Source organism: Leifsonia sp. 10L418, from assembly GCF_056395445.1.
The window spans coordinates 12,819-31,805 of the sequence record NZ_JBFTJN010000001.1 but is presented as its reverse complement, the minus strand read 5'-3'; the positions used below and the strand labels follow the sequence as shown (position 1 = coordinate 31,805).

The 18,987-nt window shown below is 65.9% G+C and carries 14 protein-coding genes; 9 read left to right on the top strand and 5 right to left on the bottom strand.

Annotated elements, in window-relative coordinates; translation table 11 throughout:
- Positions 1 to 10: 10 nt before the first annotated feature.
- From AC1DCF_RS00135 to AC1DCF_RS00115, 5 genes are all read left to right on the top strand, one after another.
- On the top strand, positions 11 to 991 hold the full coding sequence (locus tag AC1DCF_RS00135; protein WP_477209248.1) for a phosphatidate cytidylyltransferase: 981 nt from the start codon (positions 11 to 13) through the stop codon (positions 989 to 991).
- Between the two features lie 48 nt (positions 992 to 1,039).
- Positions 1,040 to 1,585 carry a DivIVA domain-containing protein gene (locus AC1DCF_RS00130; protein ID WP_441790449.1) on the top strand — a complete coding sequence of 182 codons (546 nt, stop codon included), beginning with the start codon at positions 1,040 to 1,042 and terminating at the stop codon, positions 1,583 to 1,585.
- A gap of 114 nt (positions 1,586 to 1,699) precedes the next feature.
- Positions 1,700 to 2,296, top strand: a complete 597-nt coding sequence (locus AC1DCF_RS00125; protein WP_477209247.1) for an aggregation-promoting factor C-terminal-like domain-containing protein — start codon at positions 1,700 to 1,702, stop codon at positions 2,294 to 2,296.
- A 56-nt stretch (positions 2,297 to 2,352) separates the two neighbouring features.
- Positions 2,353 to 2,652: a hypothetical protein gene (locus tag AC1DCF_RS00120; protein ID WP_441790451.1), complete on the top strand. Its 300-nt coding sequence runs from the start codon at positions 2,353 to 2,355 to the stop codon at positions 2,650 to 2,652.
- A gap of 21 nt (positions 2,653 to 2,673) precedes the next feature.
- The gene (locus tag AC1DCF_RS00115; RefSeq protein ID WP_477209246.1) at positions 2,674 to 3,408 is read left to right on the top strand and encodes an alpha/beta hydrolase; all 735 of its coding nucleotides are present in this window, start codon (positions 2,674 to 2,676) and stop codon (positions 3,406 to 3,408) included.
- Here the strand turns inward: AC1DCF_RS00115 and AC1DCF_RS00110 are convergent.
- Both AC1DCF_RS00110 and AC1DCF_RS00105 read right to left on the bottom strand, forming a co-directional pair.
- The gene (locus tag AC1DCF_RS00110; protein WP_441790453.1) at positions 3,405 to 4,454 is read right to left on the bottom strand and encodes an AI-2E family transporter; all 1,050 of its coding nucleotides are present in this window, start codon (positions 4,452 to 4,454) and stop codon (positions 3,405 to 3,407) included. The genes AC1DCF_RS00115 and AC1DCF_RS00110 overlap by 4 nt on opposite strands.
- Positions 4,455 to 4,505: 51 nt before the next feature.
- A complete protein-coding gene (locus AC1DCF_RS00105; protein ID WP_477209245.1) occupies positions 4,506 to 6,119 on the bottom strand; it encodes a coiled-coil domain-containing protein in 1,614 nt (537 codons plus the stop codon).
- A gap of 212 nt (positions 6,120 to 6,331) precedes the next feature.
- On the opposite strand from AC1DCF_RS00105, the gene AC1DCF_RS00100 reads away from it, so the two are divergent.
- From AC1DCF_RS00100 to AC1DCF_RS00090, 3 genes are all read left to right on the top strand, one after another.
- On the top strand, positions 6,332 to 8,152 hold the full coding sequence (locus AC1DCF_RS00100) for a DUF8094 domain-containing protein (RefSeq protein ID WP_477209244.1): 1,821 nt from the start codon (positions 6,332 to 6,334) through the stop codon (positions 8,150 to 8,152).
- A complete protein-coding gene (locus AC1DCF_RS00095) occupies positions 8,149 to 9,129 on the top strand; it encodes a tetratricopeptide repeat protein (protein WP_477209243.1) in 981 nt (326 codons plus the stop codon). Before AC1DCF_RS00100 ends, AC1DCF_RS00095 begins: the two co-directional genes overlap by 4 nt.
- 244 nt (positions 9,130 to 9,373) lie before the next feature.
- Positions 9,374 to 10,834, top strand: coding sequence for a S8 family serine peptidase (locus AC1DCF_RS00090; protein ID WP_477209803.1), 1,461 nt, complete (start codon positions 9,374 to 9,376; stop codon positions 10,832 to 10,834).
- 155 nt (positions 10,835 to 10,989) lie between these two features.
- On the opposite strand, the gene glgB is transcribed toward AC1DCF_RS00090, so the two are convergent.
- Both glgB and AC1DCF_RS00080 read right to left on the bottom strand, forming a co-directional pair.
- Positions 10,990 to 13,206, bottom strand: a complete 2,217-nt coding sequence (glgB, locus tag AC1DCF_RS00085; RefSeq protein WP_477209242.1) for a 1,4-alpha-glucan branching protein GlgB — start codon at positions 13,204 to 13,206, stop codon at positions 10,990 to 10,992.
- Entirely contained in the window at positions 13,203 to 15,224 is a 2,022-nt protein-coding gene (locus tag AC1DCF_RS00080; RefSeq protein WP_477209802.1) for an alpha-1,4-glucan--maltose-1-phosphate maltosyltransferase, read from the bottom strand. The genes glgB and AC1DCF_RS00080 overlap by 4 nt, the downstream gene beginning before the upstream one ends.
- Positions 15,225 to 15,388: 164 nt before the next feature.
- Between AC1DCF_RS00080 and glgP the strand changes: the two genes are divergently transcribed.
- Complete coding sequence (gene glgP, locus AC1DCF_RS00075; protein ID WP_477209241.1) at positions 15,389 to 17,986, top strand: alpha-glucan family phosphorylase; 2,598 nt, start codon at positions 15,389 to 15,391, stop codon at positions 17,984 to 17,986.
- A 12-nt stretch (positions 17,987 to 17,998) separates the two neighbouring features.
- Here glgP and AC1DCF_RS00070 read toward each other — a convergent pair whose 3' ends face one another.
- Complete coding sequence (locus AC1DCF_RS00070) at positions 17,999 to 18,922, bottom strand: S1C family serine protease (RefSeq protein ID WP_477209240.1); 924 nt, start codon at positions 18,920 to 18,922, stop codon at positions 17,999 to 18,001.
- Positions 18,923 to 18,987 lie beyond the last annotated feature (65 nt).

Here is an 18,987-nt window from a genome sequence, read left to right as displayed (position 1 = left end):
GTTCAGCGTCATGGTGGAAGATCCTCAGGGGGAGCGCCCGCACCGGCGTGGCCACGGCGTCAGCCGGGCAGAGTTCCGCGCTCAAGTGCGCGCGGCACGAGCCGATGTCGAGCGTCAGGTGCAAGCCACCAGGGCGCAGCTCGATGCGACGAATGCCCGAATTCAAGCCAAAACCGGGCGCAACCTGATCTTGGCAATCTTGATCGGGCTCGCGCTCGGTTTGGTGCTCGTGGTGAGCCTGATTTTCATCAAAGAGCTGTTCATGATCTTCGCCGTGGTGATCGTGGGCTTCACCGCCTTCGAGTTCGCCCAGGCGCTCAGCCATGCCGGGCGCACACTGCCCCGGATACCCGTGGTCATTGCCGCAGTGTCGGTCGTGCCCGCCGCGTTCTACTGGGACGCCGTCGGCCAATGGTTGGCCACCCTGGCCGGCATCCTGCTGATTGCGGTGTGGCGCGTGGCGCAGTGCGCGTGGCCGCGGTATCGCGCCTCGGTCAGTAGTGTGCTGAAAGACATCGGCGCCGGTTTTCTCGTACAGATCTACGTCGTATTTCTCGCGAGCTTCGCCGTTCTTCTCACCACCCAGCCCGGCGGACAATGGTGGACTCTCGCCTTCATCATCCTGGTCATCTCGGCCGATACCGGTGCCTACGTGAGCGGCCTGAACTTCGGCAAGCACAAGATGGCCCCGAAGATCAGCCCGAAGAAAACCTGGGAAGGGTTCATCGGCGCCGCACTGACCTGCTTGGTTGTCGGCGTGCTTCTTGCGCTGTTCATGTTGGGACAGCCCTGGTGGTTCGGTTTGATCTTCGGTGCGGTCATCGTGCTCACCGCGACCTTCGGCGATCTCGCTGAATCACTGGTCAAGCGGGATCTGGGCATCAAGGACATGAGTTCGTGGCTGCCGGGTCACGGTGGATTCCTCGACCGGCTCGACTCGATCTTGCCGTCAGCAGCTGCCGCGTACGCGCTGTATCTGATCTTCGCCTAGCCGTGTCAGGTTTCGACAAGTCGATCACGAGTAGGGGAGAATGAGGCCGTGAGTACTACGTTTCCCCGAACCGGCAAGAAGACCCGTGGCTATTCAGTCAGCGAGGTCGAGAAGTTTCTTGCGTCCGCCCGCAGCGCCTATGACGAGTCGGCTCCCACTGCTCTCACCGCCGTGCAGATCAGGGCCACGGCATTCTCGATGACCAAGAACGGGTATTCTCCCGAGCACGTCGATGCGGCGCTGGAGCGCCTCGAAGACGCGTTCGCGGCTCGCGAGCGTGCGCAGCTTGTGGCGCAGGTCGGCGCAGAGGCGTTGACCGAGAAGGCGCAGGCCGACTCGGAGGTGATCGCCGCCCGGCTCCGCCGTGACGCCGGTCGCCGTTTCTCCCGCGTCAGCTTTCTGAGCCTCGGTTACAACCGTGCGGATGTCGACAGGTTCGCCGGTCGCCTGGTGAAGTACTTCGACAACGACTTTCCGCTGACCGTCGATGACGTTCGCGGCGCGGTTTTTCGCCCGCAGCGCGGTGGATACCGCGAGGTTCAGGTGGACGCCGTGCTCGACAGCGTCGTCGAAGTGATGTTGGCTGTTCGCTGACTCGCCCCGTGCTTCTCCGCCCTCCGCCCCAATCTGGGCTAAGGTCGGGTACCGATGGCTAGTTTCAGAAACGACGTCCAGTCCGTAGCGGTCACCAGACCAGCGAGGGCTGTGATGCACCGACCCCGTTCCCGCAGTAAGGCGTCTCTCTTTCTTTTCGCGTTTTCCGCGGCATCCGCCTTCGTGCTGGTGAACGTGGTTGACCCGTATTCCGGCGCAACGGCGTCGCCGTACTTCCAGGCTGTGGGGGAGCGCTTTGGCGGCCAGGAGGAGCAGAGCATGTTCGTCGCCAGCGGCTTCACCAACACCATCACGCGCGACACGTTCACCTTCACGGCGGCTCCGCCGCCGCCCCCGCCGCCTCCCGTGGCGAAGACGTTCGTCGCGCCGACCGCGGCGATCCCCGACCCGGGTTCGGCTCAGGCCTATGCGGCAGGTGCGGTGTCCTCCCGCGGCTGGGGCGAGGAGCAGTACAACTGCTTGGTGTCGCTCTGGAGCCGCGAGTCGGGATGGCGCGTCAACGCGATGAACGGATCGAGCGGCGCCTACGGAATTCCGCAAGCGCTCCCCGGATCGAAGATGGCCTCCGCCGGATCCGACTGGGAGACGAACGCGGCGACTCAGATCGAATGGGGCCTCGGCTACATCAGCGGGCGCTACGGCAGCCCCTGCGGCGCCTGGGCCCACTCCGAAGACGCCGGCTGGTACTAGCAGCGACTCGCCGCCCGAGATCGGGAGTGTGCGTGGGCAACCTTTAGACTGGTGGGATGCCGCGCAGCAACCGCCCCCGGGGCCGCAAGCCCGGAGGGGACGACGCGGCCGACACCGACCTGTCGAGTGTGCTCTTTGGAACACGTCACACCGAATCAAAACGTGACGGGGACTGGAACGTACAACCCGTACCCGCCATCAAAGCGGTGAAGGTCTACCTGTGTCCCGGCTGCAATCTCGAGATCGCCGTCGGTCGTGAGCACCTCGTCGCCTGGCGCGCCGACGGTGTGACCGGCGACGCTGCCGACCTCGCCGCCCGCCGACACTGGCACACACACTGCTGGCGACTCAAGTAGCAAGCAAGAGAAGGAGCACCCGTGGCGTCCCATGCCGTTGAAGTCCGTGGCGGAATCGAACTTCCGGCCATCCGTGAGCAGATCGAACTGCACACCAGCGACGGCCTGACCCTGGTCGGCGAACTCGCCACCCCGGTCGATCGTGACCCGGTCGCCACCCTGGTCACGTTGCATCCTCTGCCCACCCACGGCGGTTTCATGGACTCCCACATTCTGCGAAAAGCGGCGGCCAGGCTGCCTGCCCTCGCCGACCTGGCTGTGCTTCGGTTCAATACCCGGGGAACCCAGTCGCCGCGCGGAATCAGCGACGGAGCGTTCGGCGAAGGGGTCACCGAGCGTGCCGACGTCGCCGCTGCGATGGCGTTCGTCGCAGAGCGTCGGCTGCCGAACCCCTGGCTCGTCGGATGGTCGTTCGGCACCGAACTCGCCGTCAAGTACGGCTTGGAGCACCCGATCGTCGGTGCGATTCTGCTGTCGCCACCGTTGCACCGAGCCACCGACGTCGACCTGGCCGCCTGGGCGGGAGATTCACGTCGCCTGGTCGCTGTGATCCCCGAACACGACGACTACTTGCGCCCCGATGAGGCCGTCGCCCGCTTCGCGGGCGTTCCAAACGCTCAGCTGATCGCTGTTGCCGGTGGAAAGCACCTCTGGGTGGGGGAGACCCAGTCGCGGCGCATCCTCACTGAGATCGTCGCGCAGGTCAACCCGTCAGCGATCCCACTCCCCACCGAATGGGACGCCGACCGAGGTTAGAGCTCGTTCTGGCGAGGGATGACCACCTGTTTGATGATCATCAGCACGGATGCGGCGACGGGAATCGCAACCAGCGCACCGAGCAGCCCGAGAAGGCTGCCGCCGGCCAATGCCGCGATGACCACGACGGCGCCAGGAACGGAGACGGCGCGGTTCATGATGTTCGGGCTCAGGACATACGCCTCAACCTGCATGTAGATGAGGTAGTAGATTGCCGCGACGAACGCGGTGAGCGTGGAGCTTCCGATTCCCGGAATCAAGCAGGTCAGCACGATGATGATCGACCCGGTGATCGTTCCCACCAGGGGGATCAACGAGAACAGGAATGCGATGAAGGCGAGAAGGGCCGGGAACGGGGCGCCGATGATCGACAGGAAGATGAAGCTCAGCACACCGTTGCAGGCGGCCAGGGCGGCCTGCCCGACCACGTAGCGGCCAACGGCCGTCGTGATCTGCTCGCTGAGGTCAGCGAACCGGGCCCGCTTCGACGCCGGCACGAGCTGGTAGGTCGCGCGCTTGATGTTGTGAAGCGACGCGGTGAAGTACAGCGTCAGAATCAGAATGATCAGGCCACCGAACAGGCCGCTGACAAAGGCGAAACCCGATTGAACGATCGTCGACGTGATCGAGGTGAGGTTTCCACCGAGGTAGTCGGTGACCGACGTGATGATCTTGTCGATGTCCAGCCCGGGGAACTGTGCTTTCAGGTCGTCGATCAACGTTGACGTGTTGATGCCTTCGATGAGCTGAGGAAGGATCTTCGACAGCTTAGAGACCTGGTCGACCACGATCGGGACGATCGCGAGGATGACCCCGGTCAGCACGGCGACCACGCTGAGCAGCACCGTCAAGATTGCTGCCCAGCGGGGGACCTTCTTTCTCTCCAGCCAGGACACTGCCGGGTCGAGGCCCAAGGAGAGGAACAACGCCGCACCGATGTAGATGATGATCGTCTGCAGTGTGATCACCGAGGAGATGATCAGTAGACCGACTCCGACGCCGAGGGTGCCGATCAATCCCAAGCGAAAAGCGTTATTGATCTTCACGCCTCGTCCCCCTCTGTCACGTCATTGCCGAGTCAAGCCTGACTGCCGATGCTACTCGTCGTCGGCGGCGATTCTTTCTGCCTGGGTCAGAACTCCGCGGAGGCTCTCGAAGTAGCCGGCGACGGCATCGCGTTCGACCCTGATCTGGGCCAGACGCGACTCCGCGTCGGCGACCAGTGCCCGGGTGCGCTCCTCAGTCTCGCGGATCAGCTCACGTGCCTTGTCCTCTGCCTCGTGAACGATGCGCTCGGCGTTGTCGTCGGCCTGCTTCTTCTGAGCCTTCGCCTCTTCACGAGCCACCGTGTCGAGCTGCTCGTTCAGTGCACGCAGCTCAGTGGTGCGATTCGTGGTCTCGGTCAGCTGGTTCGTGGCGTCAGCCTGGAACTTCTGCGTCTGGGCGACAGCCTCCTGGTGGCGGGCGAGAAGTTCCTTCTCTGCCTCGTCCCGGCGCGCCTTGAGCTCCACCTCGAGGTCGGCGCGGGTCTGCTCGATCTCACGCTTCTGGCGTGCGGCCTCATGCTCACCGCGTTTGCGGGCAGCGGTCAGGTGGTTCTCGAGATCGATGCGCGCCTGCTCACTCTCCGCGTCGAAGTCGGCACGTGACTGCTCGGTGCTGCGGGCCAGATCGGCGGCGGACTGCTGAATCTCTGCGGCCAGATCGGCGCGAGCGAGTTCGATTTCGTGCGCGACAGCTGCGCGCTTGCGGTCGAGTTCGCGGGACAGGTCGGTGTGCGCCTGGTCACTTTCAACCGTGAGGTCGGCACGGGCCTGCTCGATCTCGCGAGCGAGATCGGTGCGTGCCTGCTCGAGCTCGGCGTCGAGTTCAGCTCGGGCCGTCTCAGTCTCCTGAGCGATCAGGAGCCTGGCGGCGGCAGTCTCGCGCGCCAGGTCGACGCGCGTCTGCTCGGTTTCGGTGGCCAGGTCGATGCGAGCCTGTTCGGTCTCACGCGCGAGATCGGCGCGCTGCTGATCGAGCTCGTGAGCAACCTCGGCGCGGGTCAGCTCGGTTTCGCTGGCCAGCCCGGCGGCGATCTCGCGGGCTTCGGTCGCTTCGCGCTGGGCGACGACACGCACTTCGGCGGCCTCGCGGTCAGCTTCGGAGCGAATCGCTGCGACCTCACGCTTGACGGTGGCGCGCAGTTCGGCAACTTCGGTGGCGACTGCGCCCCGGGCGAACGCTGCTTCGTGGGCGGCATCCTGGGTGATCAGCTCGCGCTCTTCTTCGGCGCGAGCGACGAAGTCGTCGGCCTCGGCACGCGCGTCTTCCAGAATGCGGCGGGCTTTGACCGCTGCGTCAGAGAGCGTGCGCTCTGCGTGCTCTGTCGCATCGCGGCGGAGCGTGAATACCTCGGCGTCGACAGCGGCGCGCAGCTTGTCGGCATCGATGTCGGCCTGGGCGATCACCCGCGTCGACTGCTCTTCTGCCACACGGAGCGTGTTCTCAAGCTTGGTTCCGAGGCCGGAGAAGGTGGGGCTGCCGACCTCTTCGATCTCGGCGTTGAGTTCCTCGATGCGCTGGGTCAGTCGCTTGACCTCTTTAGTCGCTTCGGTACTCTGCGCATTCGACTGGATCAGGTCGCGTCGCAGGCCCTGGATGGCCTTGTCGACTTCGTCCTTGTCATAGCCGCGAAAGGCCTGAGTGAAATCACCCTCGTCGGTCGCCACTGTGTTCTCCTCACATCAAGCCCGATCAACGCGAGCCTCACAATTTTAGCCTGACGCACGGGGCATGTTCGTGCGACTGGCTCAGGCTACTATTAGGCGGCACTCAGGGAGATCAAGTATCGTGATCGGTCTGTGTCTGTTGTCATTCGGGCCCGAACAGGGGAGTGCGTGCACGACTAGCGACCTCGATCTGGCAACACAGGAGGGTTTACGTGCGTTTTGTTTTTGCCATCGTGGCATTTGTACTCGCGGCAGTGATGATTGTGCTGGGCATCGCCCAGCGGACGGTTTTTCTGGAACCGGCATTCACGAGCCTCTCGGCGACCGTGCCCGACGATGCGCCCTATGTGGTCGTCGATTCCAGCGCGCTGTCCGCACACGACGGCGCGCAGAGCGTGACCGTCAGCGGTCCGGGCCCCATTTTCGTCGCCTACGGCCGGAGCGCAGATGTCACGGCCTGGGTCGGCGACTCGAGTTTCGCCAAAGTCACACTGAAGAAAGACGCCGAGAAGTTGTCGGCCAAGGTGCAGAAGGCCGCACCGGCCGACTCGTCCACCCCGGCTGAACCCGCCCCGGCTGAACCCGCCCCGGACGCCGCCCTGCCGACGAACCCGGCCGGCTCGGATCTGTGGCTCGGCGAGTTCAGGGGAGATCGGTCCCTCACCACGACGATCAACGTGCCAGACGGTATCTCGCTGATCGTCGCTTCGGACGGCACCGACCCTGCACCGAAAAACATCAGCATTTCCTGGCCGACGAACAACGCCACGCCGTGGGCCGGTCCGCTCATCGTCGGAGGCGCGCTTCTCGCGCTCATCGGTCTTGCTCTCTATCTGTGGGCTCTTCTTCACCTGCGCCGCTCCCGCGGGCCCCGGCGCAACCTCCCGCGCGGCCCCCGCATGCCCAAGCTTCCCCGTGCACCGCGTCCGAAGATGATCAAGGCGAGCGAGATCACCGGGCAACGGCGTTCCGTGGCGCGCTCGCTCGGTGCCGTCGTGCCGGTGCTGCTGGTGTCGGGTCTCGTGCTCTCCGGCTGCTCGGCTGACTTCTGGCCGAGTTCGGCCTCGTCGCCCTCCGCCACCGGAACTCCGACACCGGATGCCACGGTCGCCCCCGACGCGGCCGCAGATGTGCCGCCGCCGGCCGTGACCGTGCCGCAGCTGGAGCAGATCGTGAAGGAGATCTCCCAGGTTGCGACAGAGGCCGATGCCAGCCTCAACGTCGACGCGATTGCCGCCCGGTTCACCGGCCCGGCCCTCGAGCAGCGTCTCTCCAACTACAAGATCCGCGCGAAGATCGCCGACTATCCCGCACCCACTGCGATTCCTGACTCGAAGTTCGAGCTCATCCTTCCGCAGCAGTCGGCGGGTTGGCCACGCACCGTGATGACCGTCGTCAAGACCAAGGACGATCCGACCGTCGCCCCGATCGCGCTCGTGCTGAGCCAGGAGTCGGCTCGTGCCAACTATCACGTCGACTATGCGGTGCAGTTGGAGCCCGGCGCGCCGGTCCCTGAAGTGGCTCCGGCCTCAATCGGTGCGCCGATCATCAAGCCTGACGTCAAGCTGTTGGTGCTGCCGCCCGACCAGATCGCTGCCGCCTATTCCGACATCCTGCTGCACGGCGAGGCAAGTTCGTTCTACCCGCTCTTTGAGGCAGAGGGCGACTCGTTCCGCGCTCAGATCGCACAGGATCAGCAGGCGAAGAAGGCTGGCCTGCCGACCACCGCATCGATCGAGTTCGGTGCCGCCCCCGGCCCCGGCCCGGCCATCGCGCTCGGCACCATCGACTCAGGCGGAATCGTGGCGGTCAACGTGAACGAAACCGAGACGGTGAAGCCTGTGGATGCCGGCGCGACGGTGAGCCCGTCGGGCGCCAGCGCCGCGTTGTCCGGCGTTGCGGCCACGGCCAAGGGTATTCAGAGCACCTATGGCGACCAGCTCTTGTTCCACGTTCCGGCCGCCGGCTCGAACGAAAAAATCGTCCTCCTGGGATTCGCCCAGGGTCTGATCTCATCTGCGGAGCTCCCATGACCACCGTTCCCCCCTCTGGAGTAAACCTGCGCGGAGCAGTCGACCTGTCGTCGCTCGTGAATCGGCCGGCCCCGGGCGCGGCCGACGCAACCGGTGCCGCCGGTGGCGCGGGTGTGCCCGCCGGTACCGTCATTCCGGTGCCGAGCCTGGTGTTGGAAGGCACAGACACGAACTTCGGTGAGTTGCTTGAGCTCTCGAAGATCGTGCCGGTGATCGTTGATCTCTGGGCCGAATGGTGCGAGCCGTGCAAGACGCTCACGCCGGTGCTGGAGAAGCTGATCGCCGAGTTCGGCGGACGGCTCGTGCTGGCCACCGTCGACGTCGACTCGAACCCGCAGCTGTCACAGGCGTTCGCGGCGCAGTCGATTCCGACGGTCGCCGCGGTCATCGGCGGACAGCCGGTGCAGCTCTTCTCGGGCGCCGTGCCCGAGGCACAGGTGCGCGAGGTGTTCGAACGCGTGTTGGAACTTGCTGCCTCGAACGGCGTCACCGGTACTGCTTCGGCCGCGGATGCCGATGGCGCCGCTCCTGACGCGGCTCCGGCCGAGCCCGTCGAGGTTCCACTGCCCCCGCGCCATCAGGCGGCGTATGACGCGATCGAGCGCGGCGACTACACCGCGGCCATCGCCGAGTACAAGGCGGCCCTGGCCAGCGATCCCCGGGACACCATGGCCGTCGCCGGTCTCGCCCAGGTCAGCCTGCTCGACCGATTGACCGGAAAGACGATTCCCGTGATCCGCTCTGAAGCCGCCGCCGCGCCGAACGACATCGGCGCCCAGCTGCTCGTTGCCGACCTCGACTTGTCGGGCGGCCACATCGACGACGCGTTCGATCGTCTGCTCACCTTGTTCCCGAGCCAGGATGCGGCAGGCAAGAACGTCATTCGCCAGCGCCTGCTCGAGTTGTTCGAGGTTGTCGGCCTTGACGACCCCCGGGTGCCGCCGGCACGCGCGCGTCTGGCCGCGCTGCTCTACTGATATCTCGTTGGCACGCGCCGGTGGTCCTCCTAAGAGTCGACTAGCTGCTTCGGCGCCGCCTCCCTAGCGTTGCTCCTGAGAAGGCCGAGTGCCTTCTCGCTGTGTTCCACCGTCGGCCCACAACGCCGGACGGTGCCGGACGCAGCGTCTGGCTTCATCGAAGCCACAAGAGATCAGGAGCACGATGTTCACTCTCCGGAGCAGTACCGATTCATCCATGAGACGGCGCGGTCTTGTCGCAGGAGTGGCGTTGACTGCCGCCCTCGGCGCCACTTTCCTCGTTCCCAGTGTGGCGACCGCGGCGACCAACTCGCCCCGCCACGGCACCGCGATCGAGCCCGGCGCGCTGATGAACTACGCCATCAACGTGACCACGGCCAATCGAGGTCAAACGCTCAAAGTGGAGCGTGCCGTCACCGCAGCGGGCGGAACCGTCATCGAGTCGTACGCCGAGATCGGCGTGGTGATCGCCCAATCCGACAACGCCGTTTTCGCTCGCACTCTCGCCGCTGAGAAGGCTGTGCTGTCGGTGGGTGCGACGCGCACGGCCGCAGTGGCCCCGACCGACCCGACGTTCGGCGTGAGCGATCCATTGGCGCCGGGCGAATCCGGCAAGCGCAACTCGAACGAGTCCAAGGCCAAGGCCAAGACCAAGACCACGACGAAGGACGAAGGCGTTGAGGCCGACGTCAACCTCATTCCTGACCCCTCAGAAGGCAAACAGTGGGATATCGCCGCTATCGGCGCCGACAAAGCCCATGAGGTCACCGAAGGGAGCCGCGACGTGCTTGTCGCGGTTCTCGACTCCGGGATCCAGGGCGACCACCCTGACCTGGTCGCGAACATCGATGCGAGCGTCTCGGCAAGCTGCAACAGCGGAGTGCCGAACAGCAGCTATGAAGCGTGGCAACCCACCACCAGCTCGCACGGAACCCACGTCGCCGGCACGATCGCTGCGGCTCGCAACGGTGTCGGCATCGTCGGTGTGGCGCCGAACGTCCGCCTCTCAGCGATCAAGGTCGTCAGCGACGACGGCTTCATCTACCCGGAGGCTGCCATCTGCGGCTTCATGTACGCCACCGCAACCGGTGCCGACATCACGAACAACAGTTACTACATCGACCCGTGGGAGTTCTGGTGCGACAACGCTCCAGACCAGGCCGCGGTGAAGACCGCCGTGGACCGTGCTGTGCAGTACTCGCAGAAGCACGGTGTCCTGAATGTTGCTGCGGCCGGAAACTCGGGACTTGATCTCGCCAACAAGACGGAGGACTCCTCGAGCCCCAACGACACTGTTCCGGTGACGAGACCGATCGACGCGAACTGCCACGATATTCCCGCCGAACTCGACGGCGTGGTGACCGTCTCCTCAACCACGTCCGCCGGCGCGAAATCGGGCTTCTCCAACTACGGCCTGGGCGTCATCGACATTGCCGCTCCGGGTTCGTCGATCCTCTCCACGATCACCGGCGGCGGCTATGGAATCAAATCAGGAACGTCGATGGCCTCGCCGCACATTGCCGGAGTCGCAGCCCTGCTGAAGTCGGCGCATCCGGAATACTCCGGCCTGGCGTTGGCCGACGTGCTGTACGAGCAGGCCACCGATGTGGGGTGCCCGGTCGGATCCTTGCAGTGTGCCGGGAGCACCGAGAACAACGGCTTCTTCGGCGACGGACTGGTTGACGCGCTCAAGGCCGTGAACTGACACGTAGTTCGTCTTTTCTAGCGGGTGGTCTGAAGCGGCGCCCGTCGCTGCGTGTTGTTCACGTTTCGTGGGAAGCAGGAACGCTTGTGTCCTGCTTCCCACCGAAACGCGAGAGATTTCGCGCTCGCATGCTCGGCGGGCCCGGCGAGATTCGCTCAGCGAGTGAAACGTAGCCAGAGGCCGCCGAGCGGTGGCAGCGTGAGGGTCGCGGATGCCGGACGCCCGGCCCACGGGTCGGCAACCGCCGTCACCTGCCCCAGGTTTCCGACCCCCGAGCCGCCGTACACCGCGGCATCCGTGTTGAGGATCTCGCTCCAGGCTCCCGCGAACGGCAGGCCCACCCGGTAGTCGGTGTGCGGGGACCCGGAAAAATTGAAGAGGCAGGCGATCGGGTTGCCCTCGTCGTCCCAACGCAGGAACGACACCACATTGTCTGCCGCTGCGCCGCCGTCGAGCCATTCGAAGCCGGCCGAGTCATTGTCGAGCGCCCAGAGTGCCCGATTCTCCCGGTAGCTCCGGTTCAACTGGCCGACGAGAGTGAACAACCCGCGGTGGTCTGGCTGATCGAGCATCCACCAGTCGAGGCCGCGCTGCTCGCTCCATTCGGAGCGCTGACCGAACTCCTGACCCATGAAGAGCAGCTGCTTGCCGGGGTGCGCCCACATGAACGCGAGATAGGCGCGCACGTTCGCCAACTGCTGCCAGGAGTCACCCGGCATCTTCGAAACGAGTGAACCCTTGCCGTGCACGACCTCGTCGTGGCTGATCGGCAACAGAAAGTTCTCGCTGAACGCGTAGGCGAACGAGAACGTGATGTCGTTGTGGTGATACGAGCGGTAGAGCGGGTCGACCTGCATGTACTGCAGCGAGTCGTGCATCCAGCCCATGTTCCATTTGAGGCCGAAACCAAGCCCTCCGCTCACTGTCGGCGCGGTGACGCCGCCCCAGCTGGTTGATTCCTCCGCGATCAAGACGACGCCGGGATTGCGCTTGTAGGCGGTCGCCGTGACCTCCTGGAGCAGGGTGATCGCCTCGAGGTTCTCGCGCCCACCGAACTGGTTCGGTTCCCACTGGCCGTCTTCGCGGGAGTAGTCGAGGTAGAGCATCGAGGCGACGGCGTCGACGCGGAGTCCATCGATGTGGAACTCCTCGAGCCAGTAGAGCGCGTTGGCGACCAAGAAGTTGCGCACCTGCGGCTGGCCGAAGTCGAAGACGTAGGTGCCCCAGTCCATCTGCTCGCCGCGGCGGGGATCGGCATGCTCGTAGAGGGCCTGGCCGTCGAACCGGGCGAGGGCGAACTCGTCTTTCGGAAAATGCCCGGGCACCCAGTCCATGATCACGCCGATGCCAGCCTGGTGCAGTCGGTCGATCAGGTAGCGCAGGTCGTCGGGATGCCCGAACCGGCTGGTCGGCGCGTAGTAGCCGGTGACCTGGTAGCCCCACGAGGGGCCATACGGATGTTCGGCAAGGGGCATGAACTCGACATGCGTGTAGGCGAGTTCCTGCAGGTAGCCGATCAGCTCGTCCGCGAGATCGCGATAGCCGAGACCCGGTCGCCACGAGCCGACGTGCATCTCGTAAACGCTCATCGGCTGGCTGTGCGGATCTGTGCTGCGGCGGGTGGACATCCACTCGTCGTCGGCCCAGTCGTAGTGGCTGGTGCCGATCACCGACGCGGTCTTCGGAGGCAGTTCGGTGTAGCGGGCGAGCGGGTCGGCCTTGGTGACCCAGTGGCCGGCTTGGGTAAGGAGCTCGAACTTGTAGGCCGAACCGGGGGCGGCGCCCGGAACGAACAGCTCCCAGACGCCCGTGCTGCCCATATTGCGCAGGGCATGGCCGACACCGTTCCACCCGTTGAAGTCGCTGACGATGCGCACGGCCTTCGCGTGCGGCGCCCAGACGGCGAACGCGGTGCCGCTGGTCTGGCCGAGCACTCCGGCGTGATCCCGGTAGTGGGCGCCGAGCACGGTCCAGAGGTGCTCGTGGCGGCCTTCACCGATCAGGTGCAGGTCGAGTTCGCCGAGCGTCGGCAGATAGCGGTACGGGTCATCGACGCGCCAGGCCGGGGCATCCGCGTAGTGGGCCTCGATCTCGTAGTCGAGCAACCCGATCGTGGACACGCCTTGCCAAATGCCGTGGTGCAGATGCGCGAGTTCCACGCGAGCGCCGGTCGAGAGTATCGCGACCACCTCGGTGGCCAGCGGCCGCAGGGCACGGATGATGGTGACCGGGTCACTCACGCCGGGCACGCTCGCCAGATGCTGACCGAGCACCGCATGCGGGTCATGGTAGCGGCCGGCCGCGACAGCGTTCAGCACCTCTTCGGGGATCTCCGGAAGCTCGAACACCTGGTCGGGGAGACGGCGGCTCATGCGGGGAGCCCCTTTCGCAGCGGGGTGACGTGAAGGATATGCACGGGTTCGGTGAAGGCGTCGAGGCGCACGTAATTGTCGGCCGACCAGGTCCAGATGCTGCCGGTGACCAGGTCGCGCACCTCGAAGCGGTCGCCGGCCGGAATGCCGAACCGGGTGACGTCGAGGTGCACCACGCTTTCCCGCACCGAATGCGGGTCGACGTTGGCCACGACGATGAGCGCGTCATCCTGGCCGGTCTCGGTGAACTCGCCAGACAGGTATTTGCTGAAGACCAGAATGGCGCTGTCGTCGCTGTCGTGAATGTTGAGGTTCCGAAGCTGCCGAAGCGCCGGGTGCGTGGCACGGATGCGGTTGAGCTGGGTCAGAAACGGTGCCAGCGATTTGCCGCGTTGCTCGGCGCGGTCGAAGGCGCGCGGCCGGTACTCGTACTTCTCGCTGTCGATATTCTCTTCGGCGCCGGGCCGGGCCACGCTTTCGAACAGCTCGAATCCGGCGTAGACGCCCCAGGTGGGCGACGCAGTCGCGGCGAGCGCCGCGCGTATCTTGAATGCGGCGGGGCCGCCGAACTGCAGGTACTCGGTGAGGATGTCCGGCGTGTTCACAAACAGGTTCGGGCGCAGGTAGTCGGCCGTCTCGTGTGCGAGGGAGTCGAAGAACTCAGCAAGCTCGTCCTTCGTGTTGCGCCAGGTGAAATACGTGTACGACTGCGAGAAGCCCACCTTCGCCAGTGCCTGGAGCAGGGCCGGCCGGGTGAACGCCTCGGCCAGAAACACGACATCCGGATTCTCGGCGTTGACCCGGGCAATAAGCCACTCCCAGAAGTCGAGCGGCTTCGTGTGCGGATTGTCGACCCGGAAGATCGTGACGCCCAGGCTGATCCAGTGACGCAGGATGCGAAGGGCCTCCAGACGGATGCCGACCGGGTCGTTGTCGAAGTTGATCGGGTAGATGTCCTGATACTTCTTCGGCGGGTTCTCGGCGAAGGCGATCGTGCCATCGGGCAACGTCGTGAACCATTCGGGGTGTTCGGCCACCCACGGATGATCGGGTGACGCCTGCAGGGCGAAGTCGAGGGCGATCTCGATGCCGACCTTGCCGGCCGCAGCGACGAAGGCCGAGAAGTCAGCCTCGGTGCCGAGATCGGGGTGGATGGCGTCGTGGCCGCCGTCGGCCGACCCGATCGCCCACGGCGAGCCCGGGTCGTGCTCGCCCGCGGTCAGAGTGTTGTTGGGACCTTTGCGAAACGACTGGCCGATCGGATGGATCGGCGGCAGGTAGACGACGTCGAAGCCCATCGCCGCGACCTCGGCCAGGCGTGCGGTCGCCGAGGCGAACGTGCCGCTCTGCCACGAGCCGTCAGCGCGCTGCACGGCCCCCTCTGAGCGCGGAAAGAACTCGTACCAGGCGCCGACACCGGCCCGGGCGCGTTCGACCTGCATCTCCCGAATTTCGGAGAATGTGTCGAGGCGCGTCAGGGGACGCGCGTCGATCGAAGCACGCAGTGCCTCGTCGTCGACGGCCGCCCAGCGTGTCTCAACGGGCAGCGTGGAGTTGGCGAGCAGCGTGGCGGCGGCAGAAAAGCTGCCGCGTTCGGCCTTGCTGCGCTCGCGCTGCCCCGCTGCCTCGCGGCACAGCTCGGCGCCGAGCGTGAACATCAGCTCCACGTCGACGCCCGCCGGAATCTTGATGGCCGCATTGTGCAGCCAGGTGGCAAAGAGGTCGCCGTAGCCGTGCACGCGGTACTGCCAGAGGCCCTGTTCGTTCACTGGAACCAACGCCTCGTACCGGTCGGTGCCCGCACCCGCCAGACGCATCGGATGCCGGGTCTCTGCCCCGCTGGGCGCAGTGAGCAACAGTTCGACGCCGATGGCGTCGTGCCCCTCCCGAAACGCGGTCACGCGAAACGGAACAACCTCGCCCACATACGCCTTCGCTGGCCAGAGGTTGTCGTTCAGCTGGGGGGAGAGATCGAGCAGCGGAATCCTGCCGACGCGGGGCGCGGCATCCTGCTGCACGGCATCTTGCTGCTGCGCGCTCGGCGCTTCTTCGCTGACGGCTGGTTTTTTCACTCGCGTGGCCACACGACGACCGTAGCGCGAAACCAGGGAGATCACTCCGAGGCACGTAACGCTTTCAGACACGTAACCTATTCGTCATCGGACGGTCGTAGGGTGGAGCCGTGAAGGCGATTCGCAAGTTTACTGTCCGTGCGGTGCTTCCCCCGGCGCTGACCGCGCTCGAGGAGTTGGCCGGCAATCTGCGTTGGTCGTGGCATGAACCGACCCGGCGGTTGTTTGAACATATTTCGCCGGATGTCTGGCGCGAGGTCGGCCATGACCCGACGGCGCTGCTCGGCGCGGTCGATCCGGCCCGGCTGGACGAGCTCGCTGCCGATGCTGACTATGTGGCCGGGGTCGCTGCGCTCCAAGCAGAGCTGCGGGCCTACCTGGAGCTGCCGCGCTGGTACCAGCAGTTGGAGGGGGAGAAGCCTGCGGCGATCGCCTACTTCTCGCCGGAGTTCGGGATCGCGGCCGCCCTTCCGCAATACTCGGGCGGTCTCGGCATCCTGGCCGGCGATCATCTGAAGAGCGCCTCCGATCTCGGGGTGCCGTTGATCGGTGTGGGCCTGTTCTACCGGGCCGGCTACTTCAGCCAGGCGATTTCCGCTGATGGCTGGCAGCTGGAAAGCTACCCGCTGCTCGACCCCGACGGCCTGCCGCTCTCGGTGGTGCGTCGTCCCGACGGCTCGGCGGTGCCGGTGACCCTGGCGCTGCCGGACAACCGCACCTTGCACGCCCGGATCTGGCAGGCGCAGGTGGGGCGCATCACCCTGCTGCTGCTCGACACCGACATCCCCGAGAACGACGATGACCTGCGGCAGGTCACCGACCGGCTGTACGGGGGAGGCGGTGAGCACCGGTTGCTGCAGGAGCTGCTGCTCGGAATCGGCGGGGCCCGAGCGGTCAAACGCTGGACGGAGCTCTCCGGGCACCCGGAGCCCGAGGTATTCCACACCAACGAGGGTCACGCGGGCTTTCTCGGCCTCGAACGCATCTCCAGCCTTGTCGGAGAGGGGCTGAGCTTTCAGGAGGCGCTGCAGGTGGCGCGGGCCGGTACCGTCTTCACCACCCACACGCCGGTTGCGGCCGGAATCGACCGGTTCGAGGCACCGTTGGTGCGCCGTTACTTTGAGACCGATTTGTTGCCGGGTCTGAACGCCGATGACCTGCTCGCACTCGGCGCCGAGACCTCCGACGGTTCGCCCAATGTGTTCAACATGGCCCTGATGGGGTTGCGCCTCGGCCAGCACGCCAACGGGGTGTCCCGGCTGCATGGTGAAGTGAGCCGGCGCATGTTCAAGGGGCTCTGGCCGGGCTTCGATGAGACTGAGATTCCCATCGACTCGATCACCAATGGGGTGCATGCTCCCACCTGGACTGACCCGGCGTTGCTCGCGCTCGCCGAAAGCCGGTTGAACACGAGCGACACGTCGACGGCCGACTGGGCCTCCGCGGCCGTCAGCGACCACGACCTCTGGGCGGTGCGGTCGACGATGCGCCGCGCCTTCGTCGACGATGTGCGGCTACGTCTGGCCGCCGCCTGGCGCGAACAGAATCCCGGCGGGATCGTTCCGAGCTGGGTCTCCCAGGTCTTCGACCCGGAGGTGCTGACGATCGGGTTCGCCCGCCGGGTGCCGACCTACAAACGGCTCACCCTGATGTTGCACGACCCCGAACGGTTGCGAGCGCTGCTCACGCACCCGGAGCATCCGATTCAGATCGTGATCGCCGGCAAGTCGCATCCCGCCGACGATGAGGGAAAGCGACTGATTCAGCGGATCGTGCAGTTCGCCGCCGATCCGGCCGTGCGCGGGAGAATCGCCTTTCTGCCGGATTACAACATCGCGATGGCGCAGTTGATGTACCCGGGCACCGACGTCTGGCTGAACAACCCGCTGCGCCCACTTGAGGCGTGCGGTACGTCGGGGATGAAGGCGGCGCTGAACGGCGCGTTGAACCTGTCGATTCTCGACGGCTGGTGGCCCGAGTACTACGACGGTCAGAACGGTTGGGCGATTCCCTCAGCGGATGCCGCCGGTGACTCGGCCGAACGCGACCGGCTGGAGGCGGAGGCCCTCTACGACTTGATCGAGCACCAGGTGGCGCCGCCGTTCTACGACCGGGGCGCCGACGGGGTCCCGACGCGCTGGGTCGCCGCCATCCGCCACACCCTGGCCGGACTCTCACCCGAGCTGTCCGCCGACCGGATGGTGCGGGAGTACGTCGAGAAACTGTACCGGCCGGCGGCACGGTCGGAAGAAGCGCTGTCGCGTGACGGCTACCGGGCCGCGCGAGAGCTGGCTGCCTGGAAGCAACGCGTGGTCGCAGCCTGGCCCGGTGTGGCGGTCAGTCACGTGGAATCGGGCGGGGTCGCCACGGTTCCGCAGGTGGGCGATGAGCTTCACCTGCGCGCCCACGTGCAGCTGAATGGGTTGCGTTCGACGGATGTCACGGTGCAGGTCGTCTACGGCCGAAGCCAAGTGGGCGACGAGCTGAGCGACACGCACACGGCCGATCTGGCGCTGGCGACGGGGTCAGACCCGGATGCCGCGCCCGATGCCCGGCTGGATGCGGGGCCGGGCGCCGGGCCAAGTCTGTTCATCGGCACCGTTCTGTTGAACAGCGCCGGGGGCTTCGGCTACACCGTGCGCGTGCTTCCCCGGCACGACCTGCTGGTCAGTCCGGCCGAGATGGGGTTGGTCGCCGTCGCGAGCTGAGCGGGCCGTCTCTCATACCCGAGGGAGTTCTCTCGGCACCGCGATGACGTCGACCAGGGCTCCGTTCCGCCAGACGGTGATTTCGATCGGGCGGTCGATGGCATCCTCGACCATGAGACGTTGCACGGCGGTGGTCGTGACGATGCGTTTGCGATCGAGTTCCACCACGATGTCACCCGGATGGATGCCGGCGGCCTCGGCCGGGCTGTGCTCCGATACTCCGGCGACCTGGAGACCGGTCGGCGAGCCGATGCGGGCTGCCAGCTCAGGGCTGAGCACGATCTCGATGCCCGCGATGCCGAGCCACGCGCGGCGCACTCGGCCATATGTCATGAGGGTGTCGATGATTCCCTTTGTCGTGGAGTTGATCGGAACGGCGAGCCCGACGCCGACTCCGGCGACCGCCGTGTTGACGCCGATCATCCGTCCGGTGCCGTCGGCCAGCACCCCACCGCTGTTGCCGGGATTCAGCGAAGCGTCTGTCTGGATGACCTCGTCGATCACGCGGCCGGATGCGGTCGGGAGCGACCGGCCGAGTGCGGAAACGATGCCGGCCGTCACACTGCCGGCGAGCCCCAAGGGATTGCCGAGTGCGACAACGAGTTGGCCGACCCGGAGTGTGGCGGCGTCTCCCAGCTCGACGGGCGGCGGACAGCCGCCGCGGGCCAGCAGAACGGCGAGATCTGACAGTGTGTCGCGGCCCACGACGTCGGCGTCGCGTTGTGTTCCGTCGGCAAATGCGACAGTCGCCTGCTGGGCGCCGGCGACAACGTGCGCGCTGGTGAGCAGAAATCCGTCGGGGGTGATCACGCTCGCGCTCCCGGCCCCTACTCCGCGGGCGCTGCGCACGGTGAGGCTCGCAACACTGGGCAGCACCAGCTCCGTCACGCGCACGACGGTGCGCGAGTAGGCATCCAACGCGTCCTCTTCGGCCATGCTCCAATTCTCGTCACGTTGGGGAGGATTGCGCCCCGCGTTCGCCCGCAGCAGAGCCGGGGGCA

What these genes read in the sequence shown, in the direction of transcription:
- AC1DCF_RS00135 (WP_477209248.1), top strand. Translation starts at nt 11, where the DNA reads ATGGTGGAAGATCCTCAGGGGGAGCGCCCGCACCGGCGTGGCCACGGC.
- AC1DCF_RS00125 (WP_477209247.1), top strand. Translation starts at nt 1,700, where the DNA reads ATGCACCGACCCCGTTCCCGCAGTAAGGCGTCTCTCTTTCTTTTCGCG.
- AC1DCF_RS00120 (WP_441790451.1), top strand. Translation starts at nt 2,353, where the DNA reads ATGCCGCGCAGCAACCGCCCCCGGGGCCGCAAGCCCGGAGGGGACGAC.
- AC1DCF_RS00095 (WP_477209243.1), top strand. Translation starts at nt 8,149, where the DNA reads ATGACCACCGTTCCCCCCTCTGGAGTAAACCTGCGCGGAGCAGTCGAC.
- glgB (WP_477209242.1), bottom strand. Translation starts at nt 13,206, where the DNA reads ATGAGCCGCCGTCTCCCCGACCAGGTGTTCGAGCTTCCGGAGATCCCC.
- AC1DCF_RS00070 (WP_477209240.1), bottom strand. Translation starts at nt 18,922, where the DNA reads ATGGCCGAAGAGGACGCGTTGGATGCCTACTCGCGCACCGTCGTGCGC.